Here is a 17,237-nt window from a genome sequence, read left to right as displayed (position 1 = left end):
ATGAGTTATGTTTTTGATGATTTAGAAAAGTCAATGGTGCTACAGGTTGCGAATACTTCTGAGGGGATGTGGTTTGATCAGGATGCTGAGAGGTATATAGCCTCTGCGGAACAGGGGCGAAACTGTGCTTCCTTTTATCGGGTTTTATCTAAAATCATTGGCGAAAAATTTTCTGAGGATGCTCTCTTTGAGAAGGATGTAATTGATGTTTTGAAGAGTGCCAGACTTTGGCTTGATGTCGCAATTGATGCTAATGGTGGGCAGGGAGCTTACTCCGCTTTGATTCGCGCCTACACCATGCGGCAAGGAGAACTTCGATTACGTGAGAAATTTACAGAGTCGAAAATGCAGGCCTCCTCAAATCAGGTTGCAGTAAATTTCATGAATATACTGTTATATGGATCGGTTAAGGGCGATTTGGCTCCTTGGACAGTGCCCTCAATCAGTCAAATCGCAGGTATTGATGCAAGCGCTATTGGAGAGGTTTTATTCCTTGATGATCTTGGCAAAGACGATACCGCTACAAGCCGTAACGCAGGTTGGTCTGGAACCATCGGTTTCAGCCTGTTAGGTGGCAAACCCCCGTATGAAACCTGGAGATTGATTTCCGCAGGCGACCCTGGCTCAGAAATCAAAGGTAATCATGAACTGGCTAAAGTTAACAGGCTCGATGATTTCAAGAATATTCTATTTGCCATTGACTCATACAGTGTCGGCCTACGCGCGGCGGTCAATAACTTTGGTGTCAATGTGCTTGAGAGCGTGTTTTCGGTAGTGCCTGAGCAAATCAAAATTGCAATGGCCAGTGGAAACACCAATCCCTTGATCCAGTACGTGGTGAAAGGCACACCTGTTTCGCCTATCGTTGATCTGATCTTGCGATATGGCGTAAATGTTTTTTTTGACATGTTCAAGCGAACATACGACGGCGACTCTAATGCCGCGCCCACCACCGAGGAAACGTTTGCGTCCAATGTGTACGCATTTTTCTCAGCGTTTACACCAATTCAATCCCAAAGCATCGTTACCAAGACCATCAGCGAATATGGCAGTGCTACAGCATGGGCCAAGCTCGCCGCGCAAGACACACCGGTTGGCTTGGCTTTGCGCAATTCTCTGAAACAGCTAAGTGAAATAGTCATAGAAAAAGATGACGGTTTTCCCCGTCGTGGCTTGGAACTCTATGATCCTGCCACGGGTGAAGGCTTTATTACTGAGCAGTGGATTTTTGATCGCGCAGAAATGTTGGCCCGGTTGATATCCAGAACCCATGGTTCGTTCGGAGAAAACGCACTCCAAAAGTTTTCCTTCACCGATCTCGCATCGGGCAAACAAGCGCCCATGACGACTGGCGTATCCAATCCGCTGGTGATGTTCGGTGACGACGGAGGGCGATCTTTCGGTGGTGCGATAAATGCCGATCATCTGTATGGCGGTGAGGGCAATGACTCGATCAGTGGACTGGCAGGTAATGACGTTATTGAAGGTGCTCGCGGTAACGACTCGTTAAGCGGTGGCGACGGCAATGACGCGCTATACGGGATGGCGGGTGATGATGTTTTGATCGGCGGCAAGGGTAACGATTCTCTGACCGGTGGCGAGGGTAATGATCGGTACGCGTTTTATAGTGGTGACGGAATCGATGAAATTTTCGATGCAAATGCTGATGGGCAGTTATTGATAAATGACCGTCCGATTCCCGCCCTCAAACGCAGTGCTCTTCTGAGCAACACATGGTTCACGCAAGACCGATCCATAACGTTGACGCTCATTGAAGAACTCACGGAAAACACACTGAACATCCGCTACGGCCAGAGCGATCTGATCGTAATCAAGCACTACAGGCCGGGGATGCTGGGTGTTCAGCTCCCCGACTTCGATGGCCACACCTTTTCAACACCCGATCTGGTTATCCAGGGTGACTGGAGAGCTGCCGATACGGACCCCAGTGTTCCCGGTGATCAGCTTTCCTACGATGACTTGGGTAACGTTGTGCTGTTGCCAAATGTAAAACAGAGGAATAAGGCCGACGCACTTTACGGATCGCCCAAAGACGACATCCTCCTTGGGCTTGGCGGCTCTGATCGACTGTTCGGGCAAGCTGGAAACGATCAATTGTTTGGAGACAAACAGTCAACCCTTGAAAAAGCTCTGGCTGATGGTGTCGCCAAGGGGAAGGTCGGTCGTGGCGATTGGCTGGATGGTGGGCAGGGCGATGATCTGCTGGTGGGTACTGCCTCTGGAGACGTGCTGCTCGGTGGCAACGGTCGAGACACACTGGCTGGGGGGGCGGGTGATGACTTCTTGCACGGCGACGATACGACTGGGGTACTGGAGCAAAACTGGAAATATAAACGACATGAAGTCGTTCTTGCCCAAGGCGTCATCAGCTTGCGCACCACCTTCGACAAATCCTCCGTGAAAGATGCATTGGAAGGAGGCAACGACGTTCTGTATGGCCAAGGCGGGAGAGATGTTCTCTGCGGCGGTTGGGGCGAGGATGTGTTGGATGGCGGAACAGAAGATGATCAGCTGAGCGGCGACGGGGGCGACGACACCCTGACGGGCGGGAGTGGCAACGACACATTGTTCGGAGACAACCTTGATTGGGGTGGAGGACTCCAAAGCGGACACCATGGCAACGATCTGCTGGAGGGAGGCAGTGGCGACGACGCTCTCGCTGGCAACGGCGGTAGCGACGTCTTGTATGGCGGCCCCGGCAATGATGCCCTGAAGGGGGATGACGACGTATTGGATGGTGTGGCGGGTGACACTAGCCATTTCTTCGGACGTGACTTTCTGGACGGTGGTGCGGGCGATGACACCCTTTGGGGCGGCGGTGCTGATGATTTGCTGTTTGGTGGGGCAGGAAATGACGAGCTGGTTGGCGATTACTACGACCATCCGATTCGCCACCACGGTGATGATTTCCTTGATGGCGGTATGGGTGACGACACGCTCCAGGGATTGGGTGGCTCCGACACACTGATAGGCGGGCCGGGCGCTGATGCTCTGGATGGTGACCAGCCAAACCTGCAATCCGGCGGCACCAATGATGACCTCGTTCGAGGCGGTGCCGGAAACGACACCCTTTGGGGGGGCTTGGGCGCCGATACGCTTTACGGCGGTGATGACGATGACTTGATGTCTGGCGACTACGAGCAGACGCCTGAAAGCGAACAGGGTGCAGATTATCTGGACGGTGGTTCAGGCAACGACACGTTGCTGGGCGGCGGTGGAAACGACACGTTATTTGGCGGGGAGGGTGTGGACTACCTGCGCGGTGACTCAGGAAATAATGTGTTTGATGGCGGGGCCGGTAACGACTACCTGGAAGCGGGGGACGGGGATGATATTTACTATTTCGGCGCCGGTGATGGGCTTGATGTAGTTGTAGACGCCGGTGGCAACAATGTCATGAAGTTCGGAGCCGGTTTTTTTGCGGACAATCTGAAGATTGAAATTATCGATATTGAAATCGGTCTGGTATTGCGGCTGGCCAACGGAGTGGGTGACGCCGTTCTGATAAAAAATCACGAGACGTGGCGAGACTCAACTTTCAGTTTCAGTGATGGAGTGGTCTTGAGCTATCAGGATGTCATCAAAAAAACGCTTGCTCCGGTAGTTGTGATCGAACCGCCGGTAATGGAAGTGGTGGACAAGGCAGACATAGAAGAAACAGAAGACACGAGTGAATACAGCGGTATCGCAAGCGTTCCCGTCGAGTCAGCCATTGATGTTTCGAGCGAAGGAAATGAGGCTGAATTGGGTAATGGCATTGAAGGGGTGGAAAAATTCCTTGGGGAAATTCAAGGAAGGCGTTCGAAAAACAGGCAAGCCACGGGTTTCACCCTCAATGATCAAGGTGTCTGGGTCAGAAATCACATTTTCACGACTGATACGGGGTTCATCACTTATTCCGACTTGATTGACGAAAGCATCGAAAACGGATCCTTGTCTGACACACCGCAGTGGATGAACGCTCCATCTGGCAGAGCTGTGTACAGCGACAGGCAGACGAGCTCTGCATCCCACTCCTATTTCAAAAATACAAAGGTTGAGGGGGCAGCAAACCCATCGAACCATAAACCTCAATATTATCGATCTGGTTCGGGTAGCGGTTTTTCGTTTAAAACAGGAGACGTGCTGGTAGAGGATAGAAACAAGTCAGGGACTATCGAAGGTTGGTACATCTATCCTGCAGCAAGCTTCAACTCTGGCGAAACTGTCCGTAAAGAATTTCGCCGGGATGTAAAGACCGAAACCATCAAGCACAAGACTGTACAAGGTGACGCCGGCGGCGGACGAGTGAACCTGGAAGTCGGGAATACCTTTCATGGCGGTAAGGGTGATGACCTGATAGTCGCTTATGCGCTTACCCCACTTGATTATGGTTCGGTAAATGACAGATTACCGGGGGCCATACTATCGGCTGGAGCGGGCAACGATACGCTGCTCGGATCCGAGGGGGCCGATTATTTAATCAGCGGTTCAGGGATTGATTGGCTCTACGGTGAAAATGGTGCCGATACCTACACTGTGCAAGCACACGCTGGCGCAACGACCATTATTGCGGATGTACTGAGTCCTGTTTTTCAGCGCCCGGAAGTGGGTGTGACGGGGTGGAAAGACGAGTATGGGCGGATCGATCAAGATGTTGTCATTCTTCCAGATGGGGCAAGGCTGGAAGAGCTGCAGTTAAGTTGGGGGGCGGTGTTGATTGAAACAGTCAATATCGAATTGGCCCCCAATCCGTCACGTGACAACTATCGCCATCCACCTCGGGCGAAGATGCTTTATTCGACTCTCGATATTAAATGGGGGACTCAGCAGGTTCGTATCGTTTTACCCAATGCAGGGGATCTCCAGGGCTCCGGGATCGAAGTCATAAGGTTTGCCGACGGCACCAGCGCCAGCCTGAAGACTCTTCTGGAGTCTAGTCAACTGGGCCCTGCCCCGGATACTTACCATAATGCCGTCGTCATTGATAATGCGACGCCCGCCCAATCTATTCGAGATGCTCAAACGCTGCCGCTGGTGGGCGGTCACGGTAATGATTTGCTGACTGGTAGCTCTGGCGAGGATGTGCTGCTGGGTGGGCCAGGTAATGACACGTTGTCCGGCGGGGCGGGCGATGATGTTTATAAATATGATGGTCTTGGCAGGGACGTGATTGATAACTCGGGCGGTGGTATTGATGGAATCGATTTTTCAGATGTTGACTTGAATATCGGGCAATTGAAATTCCATCGCGAAGGTGATGATCTGGTAATAGTTGTGAATTACGGTGTTTCACCGAAGATGCGAGTGTCCAATCATTTTTCTGAAGGGGAAAGCGCCATCGGCTATATAAGGGTTAGAGGCGAAGGTAAAGCGACTCAGGACTATACTGCCACTGAAATTGCTGAACGTTTGCATCCTCTTCCTCCGTTAAGGGATGTGGAGGATATCTTGATTAAGAATAACGAGGAGTCGTCAATCGCTATTGCGGAAATAGTTAAGTTTTACGAGTTGAATATTTAGGTTTAATAAGTTCAGTTAAAGCTTGCCCGCGATAGGCGACAAGCGGGACTATCGCGGGCAGTTGCCAATTAATACTGCGACAGATCCGCCAGCGGATGCCGACCTTCCCAGACCTTGTGAAAGTGCGCTTCCACCACCGCGTCCGGCACGGTATTGACGTCCGGCCAATGCCAGTGCGGTTTCTGATCCTTGTCGATCAGTCGCGCCCGCACCCCTTCACTGAATTCCGGGTGCCGGCAGCAGTTGAGGCTCAGGGTGTATTCCATCTGAAAGACTTCGGCCAGCGACAGGTGGCGCGCACGGATGATTTGCTCCCAGACCAGGTGCGCGGTCAGTGGCGAACCCTCGCTCATGGTCTTCGCGGCACGGGCGATCAGCGGGTCGCTGCTGTCACGTTGCAGGCTGATGGCTTTCCAGGCGCAGGTGACGTCGCTGACGTCGAGCAGTTCGTCGATCTGCCGGCGGCGCGGCAACCACTGCGCCTCGGGCATCTGCCCCACGGCTTCCTGTTGCAGGGCCTTGAGCAGACTGTTGAGCTGCATGTCGGTCTGTTCCTGCCAGTTGAGTTGCAGCAGGCCTTCGATCAGCTGTGGTTGCTGCTCTTCAAGCAGAAAGCGGTCGGCCAGATCGAGATCGATCGCATCACGCCCGTTCATGTGCGCTCCGGTCAGACCAAGGAACAAGCCGAGCTTGCCCGGCAACCGTGACAAAAACCAACTGGCCCCGACGTCCGGATACAGACCGATGGTGATCTCCGGCATCGCCAGGCGACTGCTCGGCGTGACGATCCGCGTGCTGGCGCCTTGCAACAGGCCCATGCCGCCGCCGAGCACGTAACCGTGGCCCCAGCAGATCAGCGGTTTGGGGTAGGTGTGCAGGCTGTAGTCCAAGCGATATTCGGCGGCGAAAAACTGCGCGGCCAGCGGTGGGACTTCACCGGGATGGGCGCGACAGGCTTCCACCAGGCTGCGCACTTCGCCGCCGGCGCAGAACGCCTTGGCGCCGTTGCCGCGCAGCAATACGCAGACGATTTGTGGATCCTTGGCCCAGGCGTTCAACTTGTCGCTCAGGGCGTTGATCATCGGCAAGGACAGCGCATTGAGCGACTTTTCAGCGTCCAGGCTGGCGATCCCGAGGCGGGCGCCGTCGGTGCCGGTGAGTTCTTCGAAGTGCAGATTCATCGTGACCTCGATCGGGAATTTGAACGATCAGTATGATCGCTGTGTGGGAAAGTGCCGGATCTGCGTCAGATCAATTGACAAGCGTGGTCGGCTTTCCTAGGGTTCGCCCCATTGTTTTTGCCGGGTATGACCATGACTGCTGACGACCGTATCAAACTCGAACCGAGCTGGAAGGAGGCACTGCGTGCTGAGTTCGACCAGCCATACATGGCAGAGTTGCGCACTTTTCTGCAGCAGGAGCGGGCGGCCGGCAAGGAAATCTATCCGCCGGGACCGCTGATTTTCAACGCGCTGAATTCGACGCCGCTGGATAAAGTCAAAGTGGTGATCCTCGGCCAGGACCCGTACCACGGCCCGGGCCAGGCCCATGGCCTGTGCTTTTCGGTGCAACCCGGCGTGCCGGCTCCGCCGTCGCTGGTCAACATCTATAAAGAGTTGAAGCGCGACCTGAACATCGACATTCCCAACCACGGCTACCTGCAGAGCTGGGCCGATCAGGGCGTGTTGATGCTCAACACCACCATGACCGTCGAGCGGGCCAATGCCAACGCGCACAAGGACAAGGGCTGGCAGTTCTTCACCGACCGGATCATTGAAGTGGTCAGCGAACGCCAGCCGCATCTGGTGTTCATGCTGTGGGGCGCGCATGCGCAGAGCAAGCAGAAGCTGATCGATGCGACCAAGCACCTGGTGCTGACGTCGGTGCATCCGTCGCCGTTGTCGGCTTATCGAGGCTTCCTGGGGTGTGGGCACTTCAGCCGGACCAACAAGTTTCTTGAGCAGAATGGTGAGGCGCCGATCGAGTGGCGGTTGCCGCCGATTTGATCGGCTGACCGGACCGGCCCCTTCGCGAGCAAGCCCGCTCCCACATTGGTTTTGCGGCATGCACATAATCAATGTGGGAGCGGGCTTGCTCGCGAAGAAGGCAACTCGGTCTATCGGTGTTACTCGGGATTACGGTTCCAATACTTGAACAACGGCTCCGCCAGAAACAGCACAAACAGCAACCGCATTACCTGCATCGCCGTCACCAGCGGTACCGACAGTTGCAGGGTCTCCGCCGTCAGGCTCATTTCGGCAATGCCGCCGGGCATCATGCCCAGCGTCAGCGAACGCAGATCCAGATGGGTCAGCGCACTCAAACCCAACGCCGCCAATGTCGCGATCAACATGGTCAGTGCCGTGCCGATCAACGTCCGGCCCATGAAAGACGGCGCGCGGCGGAAGAACTGTCGGTTGAAGTGACAGCCCAGCCCGCTGCCGATCAGCCACTGGCCGATCTGGCTGCCGCCATCCGGCAGGCCGATGTGCAAATCCCAGGCAATGCTCACCGTGGCACTGACCAGCAGCGGCCCGAACAGCCACGGATTGGGTTGACGCAAGCGTTGCCAGAGCCAGGCGAGCAGGGCGCCCGTGGGAAACAGAATCGCCAGCCAGCGCCAATCGACGTTGCCGGCGTGGGAAATTGGCGTGCCGTCGCCCAGCAGATACTTGAACGCAGCCGGCACGCACAGCACCACCACCAGCACCCGCAGACTTTGCCCCGCCGCCACATGGCTGAGCAGCGCGCCATTGCGTGCGCCGAGGTTGACCATCTCGCCTGAGCCACCGGGCATGCTCGAGAAAAATGCCGTGGCACGATCCTCGCCGGTACGGCGCATCAACCACACGCCGACCACCGCCGACAGACTGGTGACCAGCGCACCGAAGAAGATCAAACCGAAATGACTCAGCACCTGCTCCATCACCACCGGGGTGAAGTGCAGGCCGATGCCGATGCCGACAATCCATTGGCCGCATTTGCGCCCGCCAGGGATCTCGGTCAATTGCCAGGGTGTCAGGCAGCGCACCAGGATGATCGCCAGCAGCGAGCCGACCATCCACGGCAGTGGCCAGCCGATCTGGCTGGCGATAAAACCGCCAAGCAGACCGACCAGCGGGGTGGCCCACCAGCTTCTGAGGGAGGAGCGATCAGACATCGGCGATGGCGCGTTGCGCTGCCGAGCGTTTGCGCCAGATGCGCAGCAGCGGCATCAGCAACATGATTGCGGTCAGGACCCAGACACCGAAGGTGATCGGGCTCGACCAGAGGATTTCCAGCGCACCGTTGGAGATCGACAGTGCGCGACGCAGGTTCTGCTCCATCAGCCCACCGAGAATGAACCCGAGCAATACCGGCGACAGCGGGAAATCCAGCTTGCGCAGGATGTAACCGAAGATGCCGATGCCGACCATCAGGAACAGGTCGAAGGTGGTCGCATGCACCGCGTACACGCCGATCCCGGTGATGATTGCGATCACCGGCACCAGTGCCCAGTTCGGCACGGCGAGGATGCGGGTGAAGATGCGGATCATCGGGATGTTGAGGATCACCAGCATGATGTTGGCGATGAACAACGAGGCAATCAGGCCCCAGACGATGTCCGGTTGCTGTTGGAACAACAGCGGCCCCGGGGTGATGTTGTACAGCGACAGCGCGCCGATCATCACGGCGGTGGTGCCCGAACCGGGTACGCCGAGGGTCAGCATCGGCACCAGTGCGCCGCAGGCCGAAGCGCCGATCGCGGTCTCAGGAGCGGCGAGGCCACGGGCGTCACCCTGACCGAATTTGCCGCCGGCACCGGCGATGCGTTTTTCGGTCATGTAGGCCACGGCACTGGCCAGCGTCGCGCCGGCGCCCGGCAACACGCCCATGATGAACCCCAGCAAGCCGCAACGGATGTTCACCACGAACACCGACGCCGCTTCCTTGAAGTTGAACATCATGCGTCCGGTGGCCTTCACCGCTTCCTGACCGCGATGGGTTTTTTCCAGCAGCAGGAGGATTTCACTGACCGAGAACAGCCCCAGCACCAACACCACGAACTGGATACCGTCGGTCAGGTGAATGTTGTTGCCGGTGAAGCGGTACACGCCGCTGTTGGCGTCGATGCCGACGGTCGACAGGAACAGCCCGATCAGCGCCGCAATAAACGTCTTCAGCGGTCGATCACCGGCCATGCCGCCGAGGCAGACAATCGCGAACACCATCAGCACGAAGTATTCCGCCGGGCCGAAGGCAATCGCCCATTTCGCCAGCAGCGGGGCGAACAGCACCATGCCGCAGGTGGCGATGAACGCACCGATGAACGAACTCCACGCCGACAGCGACAGGGCGACACCGGCCAGACCCTGACGCGCCATCGGATAACCGTCGAGGGTGGTCATCACGGTGGAGGCTTCGCCCGGAATGTTCAGCAGGATCGAGCTGATCCGCCCGCCGTATTCGCAGCCCAGATACACCGCCGCCAGCAGAATCAGCGCCGACTCCGGTGGCAGGCCAAGGGCGAACGCGATCGGGATCAGCAGGGCCACGCCATTGATCGGGCCCAGGCCCGGCAACAGCCCGACCACGGTGCCGATCAGCGTGCCGGTCAGGGCCGTGACCAGGTTGTACGGACTCAGCGCGACGCCGAAGCCCTGACCCAAATAACCGAGAGTATCCATATCAGTTCTCCAGAACGTCGAGCAGGCCCAAAGGCAGCGGAACGTCCATCAGACGGTCGAACAGCAGGTACAGACCGATGGCCATCAACGTTGTCACCACGATGCTGGGCAGCCAGCGACCGCCGTACAGGCGCGCCATCGGGATGCCGATCAGGATGCTGCTGAGGATGAAGCCCAGCGGTTCGAACAGGCCGGCGAACACCAGCAGCAGGACGACGCAGATGCCGATCTTGGTCAGGGTTTGGCGATCCAGCGGTGGCTCGTCTTCGCTGTGTTTGATCGGTGCCGGGCGGAACACCATGTACAGCAGCGCCACGCCCATCAAGCCGAGCATCAGCAGGGGAAAGGCGCGCGGGCCGACCGGTTCATAAGAAAAAGCCGCTTGATACGGCCACGCCATCAGCGCCAGGCCGACGCAGGCCAGCAATAGCACCGAGGCGAAAATGCGTTGTAAGAGCATGGGAAACTCCTGTGCCGAGGCCTCGATGCGCGAGGCCACGGCGGCTAGAGAGAGACGATCACTGAATCAGGCCGAACTCTTTGGCCAGCACTTTGTAGTCCGCCACCTGTTTCTTCACGTAGGTGTCCAGCTCCGGGCCGGTCATGGCGAACGGGAACAGTTCACGCTGATCGCGCAGCTTGGCGAAATCGTCCGAGGCCAGCAGTTTGTCGAAGGCGTCTTTCCACCAGGCGTAGTCTTCGTCGCTGACTTTTGGCCCGAGGTAGAAACCGCGCACCACCGGCCAGACGATGTCGTAGCCCTGCTCGCGAGCGGTCGGGATGTCTTTCATTTCCGGTTCGTCGATGCGTTTATCGGCGAACACCGCGAGCAGACGCATGTCACCGCTCTGGATGTGCGGCATGGAGTCGGAGATGTCGGTACTACCCACCTGGATGTGACCGCCGAGCAGTGCAGTAGCGATTTCGCCGCCGCCTTCGAGCGCGACGTAACGCAGGTCTCGCGGGTTGATTCCGGCGGCCTTGGCGATCAGTGCGGTCTGCATCCAGTCCTGACTGCCGACCGTACCGCCGGAACCGATCACCACTTTGCTCGGATCTTTCTTCAGCGCCTGAACGAGATCGTCGAGGGTCTTGTAGGGCGAATCGCTTTTCACCGCGATGGCGCCGTAGCTGGTGCCGACGGCGGCCAGCCAGCGCACGTTGGTTTCATCGAAACGACCGAACTTGCCTTGCGCCAGGTTCAGCAACGAACCGCTGGACCATGCCACCAGCGTCCCGGCGTCGGCCGGGCGCTGGGCGACGACCGCGTTGTAGGCCACCGCGCCGACACCACCGGGCATGTAGGTCACGCGCATCGGTTTGGTCAGCAGTTTTTCGTTGACCAGCGCGCTTTGCGCCAGTTTGCAAGTCAGGTCGAAACCACCGCCGGGGGAGGCCGGTGCGATGCATTCGGGGCGTTTTGGTTCGGCCATCAGTTGGCCGGCGAACAGCATGACGCCGGCGGCTAGAGCAACTTTACGCAGTGATAAGTTCATCTATGTCTCCTTGGGAGTTGTTGTTATGGACGTACTGAATTACCAAAGGGCAACGCTATAGCTCACCAGCAGCCGCACTTCATCGGCATCGCGAGCGGAGTAGTTGGAACGGTAAGTGGCATTGCGCAGACGCACGGCAACGTCCTTCAGCGCGCCGCTTTGTACTACATATTTGATCTCGGTGTTGCGCTCCCACTCTTTGCCTTCGTCGCCATTCTTGAGCTTGATGTTGTCACCGCTCAGGTAACGGCTCATGAACGACAGGCCCGGGATGCCGAGGCGGGCGAAGTCGAAATCGTAACGCGCCTGCCACGAGCGTTCTTCGGCGCCGGCGAAGTCATTGATCTGCACGAAGTTGACCAGGTACGGGTCGCTGCCATCGACATACGGGAACGCGCTGTCGCCGGACATGTGCTGATAACCAGCGGTGAATTTGTGGCCGCTCAGCGCATAGCTGACCAGACCGTTGAGCGAGCGGTTGTCGATCTCGCCACCACGGGCTGCGCCCTGATCGTCACTGACCGCAAAGCGCAGGTCGGTGGCGAACGTGCCCGGACCCATCGGCCGCGAGGCGACCAGACCGAAGAAGTGCTGGTTATAGACTTCGTCGAGCTGGGCGAAGTGGTAACTGCCGGTGATCTTGTCGGTGAACTTGTAATCCACGCCGGCGAAATCGAAATGCTTGCCGGCCACGGTGCCAGCGAAACGGCTGTTCTTGTTGTTGAGGGCGATGTCCTCGAAATCGGTGCTGTCGCGATCCTTGGCTTTCTCCAGACGCCCGCCGGTGAAGGTCAGGTTCTTGATCTCTTTGGAGGTCAGCAAACCACCTTCAAAGGTCTGCGGCAGGATGCGCCCGTCGTTCGGTTTGAGGATCGGCAGTTCCGGAATCAGGCTGCCGATTTTCAGTTCGGTGGCGGAGATTTTCACTTTGCCGGTCAGGCCGACTTTCGAGTATTCGTTCGCCGCGCGCCCGTCGTCGTGGGTCGGCAGCAGGCCGGTGCCGGTGCGATCCGGGCTCGAATCAAGTTTGACTCCCAACATGCCCAGCGCATCGACACCGAACCCCACGGTGCCGTCGGTGTAACCCGATTGCAGATTGAGCATGAAACCCTGCGCCCATTCATCGCGCTTGGATTGCTGGGCACTGGTGCCATCGCGAAAGTCGCGGTTGAAGTACATGTTGCGGGTTTCGAAGGTGGCGGAACTGTCTTCGATGAAGTCGGCGTAGCTCAGCGGCGAAAAACCGGCGAGGGCAGCAGTGCTGGCGAGGGTGGCGTGGCGCAAACGATAAGGACGAACAGGCGTAAGAGCCTTGGTCTGCAAGGACGGCATGCGGGTGTACTCCGTTTATTGTTCTTATTGGTCGAAAACGCATCGGGGCGTTTTTCGTATCGCTGTGTGGCAGCAGCGACGGCAGTCGGAACTGTCCGTGGGCGGACTCTAGCGGGCTAACCTTTCACTAACCTTTCAGCCGGATTTCGCGGTTTTCGGGCTTCACAGCGGCGGTTGCGGCTGTAAACTCCGCGGCAAAGAATGGCGTCGGCCATCCGTGAATGAGGTAACGATCCATGCGTGTCCTGCTCGTCGAAGACCATCTGCAACTGGCCGAAAGTGTCGCTCAGGCGCTCAAGAGCACCGGTCTGACCGTGGACGTATTGCACGATGGTGTGGCCGCCGACCTGGCGCTGGGCAGCGAGGAATACGCAATGGCGATCCTCGATGTCGGTCTGCCGCGCATGGACGGTTTCGAGGTGCTGGCGCGCTTGCGCGCACGCGGCAAGAACCTGCCGGTGTTGATGCTGACGGCGCGCAGCGATGTGAAGGACCGGGTCCACGGCTTGAATCTCGGCGCCGACGATTACCTGGCCAAACCGTTCGAACTGACCGAACTCGAAGCCCGGGTCAAAGCTCTGCTGCGGCGCAGCGTGCTCGGTGGCGAGCGTCAACAGCGCTGCGGCGTACTGGCCTACGATCTCGACACCCGGCGCTTCAGCCTCGGCGAAGAACTGCTCACGTTGACCTCTCGCGAACAGGCGGTGCTCGAAGCGTTGATCGCCCGCCCGGGACGGGTGATGAGCAAGGAGCAACTGGCCGCACAGGTATTTGGTCTCGACGAAGAAGCCAGCCCCGACGCGATCGAAATCTACGTGCATCGCCTGCGCAAGAAACTCGACGGCCAACCAGTGGCGATCGTGACTTTCCGTGGCCTCGGTTACTTGTTGGAGAGCCGCGATGCATAAGCCCAGCAGCCTGCGCTGGCGGTTGCTGTGGAACCTCGCGTTGTTGCTGGTGGTGTTGATGCTCGCCAGTGGTTTGAGCGCGTACTGGAACGGGCGCGAAGCCGCCGACACGGCCTACGACCGAACCCTGTTGGCCTCGGCGCGAACCATCGCCGCCGGTCTCTCGCAACGCGACGGCACGCTCAGTGCCGACGTGCCCTACGTGGCCCTCGATACGTTCGCCTACGACAGCGCCGGGCGGATTTACTACCAGGTCAACGACATCCATCAGAAGCTGATTTCCGGCTACGAAAACCTCCCCGGGCCGCCACCCGGCACCCCGAGAACCGACAGCTATCCAGCGCTGGCGCGTTTCTACAACGCGACGTATCGCGGGCAGAACGTGCGTGTGGTCAGTCTGCTCAAGGCCGTCACCGAACCGAACATGAATGGCATGGCGGAAATCCGTGTCGCGGAAACCGACGAGGCGCGAGTCGCCATGGCTCGCAGTCTGGCGGCTGATACGCTGCTGCGCCTGGGCATGCTCGCGATCGGCGCCTTGTTGCTGGTGTGGTTTGCAGTGAGTGCGGCGCTACGTCCGCTGGAGCGTTTGCGCACGGCGGTGGAAGAACGACAGTCGGACGACCTCCGGCCGCTGCCGCTGGTGGAAGTGCAGCGCGAATTGTGGCCGCTGGTGCGTGCACTCAACCATTTCACCGAGCGTTTGCGCGGGCAGTTCGAACGGCAGGCGCAGTTCATCGCTGATGCCGCACACGAACTGCGTACGCCGCTGGCGGCGTTGAAGGCGCGGCTGGAGTTGGGGCTGCGTTCGACTGAACCGCAAACCTGGCGCAGTACCCTGGAATCCTCTGCGCAAAGCACCGATCGCCTGACCCATCTGGCCAATCAACTGCTGTCGCTGGCTCGCGTGGAAAACGGTGCGCGGGCGATCGCCGAGGGCGGCGCGCAACTGCTGGATCTGAGTCAATTGGCCCGCGAATTGGGCATGGCCATGGCACCCTTGGCGCATGCTCGTGGGGTCGCGCTGGCGCTGGAGGCGGATGAGCCGGTGTGGTTGCGGGGTGAACCGACGTTGCTCAATGAACTGCTGAGCAACCTGGTGGACAACGCGCTGGCGCATACGCCACCGGGCGGCAATGTGATTCTGCGGGTTGCGGCACCGGCGGTGCTTGAGATTGAAGATGACGGGCCGGGAATTCCGCTGGAGGAGCGTGATCGAGTGTTTGAACGCTTCTACCGGCGCAATCAGCAGGTCGCAGGTTCAGGGTTGGGGCTGGCGATTGTCGGGGAAATCTGCCGGGCGCATCTGGCGCAGATCACGTTGCATGATGGCGAGCAGGCCGGTTTGAAGGTTCGAGTGAGTTTTATCGCCGGGTAAATGTGGTGTTGGTGCGGGCCTCTTCGCGAGCAAGCCCGCTCCCACATGAGATTTGTGTACGACGCAGATCCCATGTGGGAGCGGGCTTGCTCGCGAAGGGCGCGCCGCGGTTCCCAATCAGTAAAACATCGTCCGCGATTCTTCCAGATCCGCGCACAATTCCTTGTTCTCCGGATCGATCCCCAGTTTCCTAAACGCCGGCACACTGAGCGGATCAATCCGTGCAATCGGATGATCGCTGTCTTTGTGGCAATACAGGCTCGCCACCTGCACCAGATCGACGTAATCGATGTGCGCCGAGTCGCGTTTGAAATCCAGGTACAGTCCCGGCAACGCCACCAGTTGCTCGGGAAACTCCCAGACCCGCAACAGCTTGTCGCCCAGCAGCGGATGAATATGGTCGATCACATGGTTGAGGCTGACCGGGTCTGACAGCAGTTCGTAGTGATCTTCGGCGTAGGTCAGGATCGGCAGCACGCCAATCTGATGCACCAGTCCGCCGAGCGCTGCCTGATCAGGCTTGAGTTGGGTATGCCGACGGCACAACGCATAACTGACACCGGCGATTTCCAGACTCTTGCGCCAGACTTCGCGCATCTTCTGTTCGACCACTTCGGAGCGGGCGTGGAAGATCTGTTCCATCACCAGACCGATCGCCAGGTTGCTGCTGTAGTTGACACCCAGCCGGGTGATCGCGGTGTGCAGATCGGTGACTTCCTGGGTTGCGCGCAGCAACGGGCTGTTGACCACTTTGATCAGGCGCGCCGACAGCGCCGTGTCGCGGCCAATCACTTTGCTCAGGGTGCTGACGCTGATTTCCGGGTCTTCGGCGGCCTTGCGAATTTGCAGGGCCACTTCCGGTAACGTTGGCAGAACCAGGTCATCGTTATCGATGGCCTCAACCAAATCCTGTTGGACCTTATCCGCCAGCTCGCTCATGTGGACTCTCTAGGGTGTTGCAACAAAAGCTGCGATCAGCGCTGGATTTCGCGGTCGCGATCCAGTTCGTAGGGCAAGTCGAGCAAATGCAGGGCTGGCCCTTCGAGGGCGCCCAAGTGCAAATCACCCGCTTCGGCAGCTTCGGCCTGCAACACCGCCAGCAGTTCAATTTTTTCTTCGGCGCGGGCAGCAATCACCACTTCGCCGATGGCGCTGCCATGGCTTGGGGCGAACAGCGGGGTGCCCGGCTCCGGCAATTCGCTCGCGTCCAGCTGCACGCGATAGAGACGACGCTTGAGCTTACCGAGGTACTGCATGCGCGCGACGATTTCCTGGCCGGTGTAGCAGCCTTTCTTGAAACTCACGCCACCGACGGCCTGCAGGTTGAGCATCTGCGGGATGAACAGCTCGCGGGTGGTCGGCATGACCTGGCCGATACCGGCGCGGATCTGCCCCAGCAGCCATTGGTTCAGATTGCCCTCGGGCAGGGCGGCGGCCAATTTGGCCTTGATGGCATCGGCTTGATCGGCTGGTACCCAGAGTTCGGCGCGATCCGGCGAGACGCGAATCGCGATCAGGCCTGCGTTGCGCACCACGCTGTCGGTTTCGCCTGGCAGGTTCAGACCCAGGCTGGCCAACGCAGCGTCGCCGTGCTCCAGGCCAAAACGCACCCAGGCGGCGCTTTCGTCGGTCAGTTTGGATTTGGAGAACACCGCGTACTTTTTCAGATCCGCCAGTTGTGGCTCCAGCAGTTCGCTGGCCATCGCCAGCAGCACGCCGTCACCTTCGAGCAGAATGCGGAAGCTCGACTGCATCCGGCCTTTTTGCGTGCAGCGCGCGCCCAGGCTGGCCTGGCTGTCGCTGAGGTAATTGATGTTGCAGGTCAATTGGCCTTGCAGGAATTTGCCGGCATCCACGCCGCGAACCGCGAGTACGCCTTCATGAGACAGGGTGCAGAAAAAAGCAGAATCGGCCATGGGTCATCGCAGGGTAA

12 protein-coding genes are annotated in these 17,237 nt (G+C 58.4%); 4 read left to right on the top strand and 8 right to left on the bottom strand.

Features of this window, described 5'->3' with window-relative positions; genetic code table 11:
* Positions 1-5,523 carry a calcium-binding protein gene (locus JFU48_RS00370; RefSeq protein WP_201135576.1) on the top strand — a complete coding sequence of 1,841 codons (5,523 nt, stop codon included), beginning with the start codon at positions 1-3 and terminating at the stop codon, positions 5,521-5,523.
* Positions 5,524-5,591: 68 nt separating this feature from the next.
* On the opposite strand, the gene JFU48_RS00365 is transcribed toward JFU48_RS00370, so the two are convergent.
* Positions 5,592-6,704 (bottom strand): enoyl-CoA hydratase/isomerase family protein, encoded by a 1,113-nt coding sequence (locus JFU48_RS00365; RefSeq protein ID WP_003222532.1) that lies wholly within the window; start codon positions 6,702-6,704, stop codon positions 5,592-5,594.
* A 132-nt stretch (positions 6,705-6,836) separates the two neighbouring features.
* Here JFU48_RS00365 and ung point away from each other — a divergent pair, with 132 nt between their 5' ends.
* The gene (ung, locus tag JFU48_RS00360) at positions 6,837-7,529 is read left to right on the top strand and encodes a uracil-DNA glycosylase (protein WP_139055269.1); all 693 of its coding nucleotides are present in this window, start codon (positions 6,837-6,839) and stop codon (positions 7,527-7,529) included.
* 119 nt (positions 7,530-7,648) lie between these two features.
* Here ung and JFU48_RS00355 read toward each other — a convergent pair whose 3' ends face one another.
* The 5 genes from JFU48_RS00355 to JFU48_RS00335 are packed head-to-tail and all read right to left on the bottom strand — an operon-like array spanning position 7,649 to position 13,018.
* A complete protein-coding gene (locus JFU48_RS00355; protein WP_007963258.1) occupies positions 7,649-8,683 on the bottom strand; it encodes an AbrB family transcriptional regulator in 1,035 nt (344 codons plus the stop codon).
* On the bottom strand, positions 8,676-10,190 hold the full coding sequence (locus JFU48_RS00350) for a tripartite tricarboxylate transporter permease (protein WP_003222538.1): 1,515 nt from the start codon (positions 10,188-10,190) through the stop codon (positions 8,676-8,678). The genes JFU48_RS00355 and JFU48_RS00350 overlap by 8 nt, the downstream gene beginning before the upstream one ends.
* Position 10,191: 1 nt before the next feature.
* Complete coding sequence (locus tag JFU48_RS00345; RefSeq protein WP_201135575.1) at positions 10,192-10,650, bottom strand: tripartite tricarboxylate transporter TctB family protein; 459 nt, start codon at positions 10,648-10,650, stop codon at positions 10,192-10,194.
* A gap of 58 nt (positions 10,651-10,708) precedes the next feature.
* Positions 10,709-11,686: a Bug family tripartite tricarboxylate transporter substrate binding protein gene (locus JFU48_RS00340; protein WP_103485701.1), complete on the bottom strand. Its 978-nt coding sequence runs from the start codon at positions 11,684-11,686 to the stop codon at positions 10,709-10,711.
* A 39-nt stretch (positions 11,687-11,725) separates the two neighbouring features.
* A complete protein-coding gene (locus tag JFU48_RS00335; RefSeq protein WP_201135574.1) occupies positions 11,726-13,018 on the bottom strand; it encodes an OprD family porin in 1,293 nt (430 codons plus the stop codon).
* A gap of 236 nt (positions 13,019-13,254) precedes the next feature.
* On the opposite strand from JFU48_RS00335, the gene JFU48_RS00330 reads away from it, so the two are divergent.
* Positions 13,255-13,926, top strand: a complete 672-nt coding sequence (locus JFU48_RS00330) for a response regulator (RefSeq protein WP_003222545.1) — start codon at positions 13,255-13,257, stop codon at positions 13,924-13,926.
* Positions 13,919-15,304, top strand: coding sequence for a sensor histidine kinase (locus JFU48_RS00325; RefSeq protein ID WP_201135573.1), 1,386 nt, complete (start codon positions 13,919-13,921; stop codon positions 15,302-15,304). Before JFU48_RS00330 ends, JFU48_RS00325 begins: the two co-directional genes overlap by 8 nt.
* 117 nt (positions 15,305-15,421) lie before the next feature.
* Here the strand turns inward: JFU48_RS00325 and JFU48_RS00320 are convergent, their stop codons facing one another.
* Positions 15,422-16,243, bottom strand: a complete 822-nt coding sequence (locus JFU48_RS00320; RefSeq protein ID WP_201135572.1) for an HDOD domain-containing protein — start codon at positions 16,241-16,243, stop codon at positions 15,422-15,424.
* Positions 16,244-16,278: 35 nt separating this feature from the next.
* Positions 16,279-17,220, bottom strand: coding sequence for a CAF17-like 4Fe-4S cluster assembly/insertion protein YgfZ (ygfZ, locus tag JFU48_RS00315; RefSeq protein WP_003222548.1), 942 nt, complete (start codon positions 17,218-17,220; stop codon positions 16,279-16,281).
* Between the last annotated feature and the right edge of the window lie 17 nt (positions 17,221-17,237).

The sequence above is a fragment of the Pseudomonas sp. TH49 genome (genome assembly GCF_016650625.1).
GTDB classification, from domain to species: domain Bacteria; phylum Pseudomonadota; class Gammaproteobacteria; order Pseudomonadales; family Pseudomonadaceae; genus Aquipseudomonas; species Aquipseudomonas fluorescens_H.
This window is presented reverse-complemented; position numbering and strand designations above follow the sequence as displayed.